Source organism: Oceanobacillus luteolus (genome assembly GCF_023715655.1).
GTDB lineage: Bacteria > Bacillota > Bacilli > Bacillales > Amphibacillaceae > Oceanobacillus > Oceanobacillus luteolus.
Genome location: NZ_JAMBON010000102.1, coordinates 1 through 1,722, shown reverse-complemented (window position 1 = coordinate 1,722; position 1,722 = coordinate 1). Strand labels below are relative to the sequence as shown.

The window sequence follows — 1,722 nt, the reverse complement described above, 5'->3', positions numbered from 1 at the left end:
AATTTCAGTGTATATTCGGCTGCTTTTCCAAGTGCGTTATTGCCGTAAAAAGGGGATTCCTCAATCCATTTCAGGAATTCTTCTACGATTGGTTTCGAAAGCTTTTGACGTCTTTTTCTTCGCTTACTCGGGGATAATTTTTTAAAATCCCTTTCTAGGCGATAAAGCTCGTCGCAAAATTTCACTCCAATCTGCCCGTTTTTACTGTTCACTTTCAACCAATATCGGCGAACGTGTGCCCAACAATTTGCGAAGGTTACGCCTGGGAGTTTATCGTATGCAGAATAGCCGTCACAGATAATGGTCCCTGTAAAGTTCTCTACAAATCCTTGGAGAACGGATCTCGCACGTGACAACGCACTTTGAAAGAGAATGATAACGGGGCCTTGGCTAGGAGCGCTACGGTACACCCAATTATAGGCATTGGCATTTCCTGGTTTCCCGTCGGAACGATGAATAATTTTTCCGTAGGTTTCATCCACGTGTAAAATAGATTTGTTCATCATCATTTCCTTCATCCGTTGGTACACGGGAAGTAACCAATCCTGAGCTGTTCGTATAACCCAGTTAGACAAATTCTTATCGTTCGTATGTAGGCCACAACGCTCCCATTCTTTTACCTGACGGTAAAGCGGAAGATACTGGATAAATTTATCATAGATTACTTTCGCTAGAATGCTAGGACTTGTCAGACTACGTTGAATAGGAGCCTGTGGTGCTTGGCCTCTTTTTATTTGTGCGTTCTGAAAGGAATGTCCCTTACAATTCTTGCATTCATAAGCATGTTCTACATGCTGTATTTTCTTCATCGTTGCTGGAATAAACATCGCTTCTTCTCGGACAACGGTGCTGCCCATTTCTGTCATTGCTTGCTGGCAACAATCGCATGTCGTATCTTCTGGGTGATGATGAATGACTTCTGTTTCGAGGTCATCTGCCAGAAAATCATTGCGTTTTCTATTTTTTGCTTTACGTTCAACAGTATATGCAATCTTCTGTTCGCTTTGTTCTTCTGTGTGCTCAGAATAGTTAAAAGAATCGTCATCATCCTCATCATCGAATAACGACGTTTGCCCATCGGGTAGATTGTATTTCGATTGCTCCGTTTTCGAACCATATAGTAGCTTCGTTAAGTGGCGAACTTGCTCGGTCAAAGCTTCGATCTGTCGATTCGATTGTTTTAATTGTTCCTCTAAAAGTTTAATTAATTTATCGTTCTGATCAGGAGAAGATTGAACCATGCAATTTCACCGCCTTTCGTTCTGTTAAGATAGCTATAGTATACGCTATCGAACGAAAAATGAATAGTTAAAAAACACCTTTTGGAGATTTTTGTATTGCTTTTGGTTGTTGAATAGCTAACCCTTCCAAGAGCCAACGAAGTTCTTGTTGCGATAAATTGCGAACTTCATTTTCGTTTTTAGGCCACTGAAGTTTACCATTATCTAAACGTTTATAAAGCATGGCGAATCCATCCCCATCAAAATATAAACATTTATAACGGTCTTTGCTCCAACCAGAAAATAAGAAGATGGAATCGCCATAGGGATCTAGCTCGAAGTTATCTTGAACTAGTGTAGCTAGTCCGTCAATTCCCTTTCTCATATCCGTCTTTCCACAAACAATATAAATGTTCTTGACGTCTGTATAATCTTGCCTCATTCATTTCTCAACTCCCTTATGACGGTTTGAATGATATGCTCATCCACACCGTTAAAGAAG

At 40.4% G+C, this 1,722-nt stretch carries 2 protein-coding genes; both read right to left on the bottom strand.

The window, feature by feature from the left end:
* Nucleotides 1–1,241, bottom strand: a 1,241-nt coding sequence (gene tnpC, locus M3210_RS19800; RefSeq protein WP_251517996.1) for an IS66 family transposase, incomplete at its 3' end; no start/stop codon positions are given.
* 67 nt (nt 1,242–1,308) lie between these two features.
* Nucleotides 1,309–1,662 carry an IS66 family insertion sequence element accessory protein TnpB gene (gene tnpB, locus M3210_RS19795; RefSeq protein ID WP_251517995.1) on the bottom strand — a complete coding sequence of 118 codons (354 nt, stop codon included), beginning with the start codon at nt 1,660–1,662 and terminating at the stop codon, nt 1,309–1,311.
* Nucleotides 1,663–1,722: the final 60 nt, after the last annotated feature.

Bases quoted from the DNA above. Each gene is read 5' to 3' on its own strand.
- tnpB (WP_251517995.1), bottom strand. From the start codon at position 1,662: ATGAGGCAAGATTATACAGACGTCAAGAACATTTATATTGTTTGTGGA.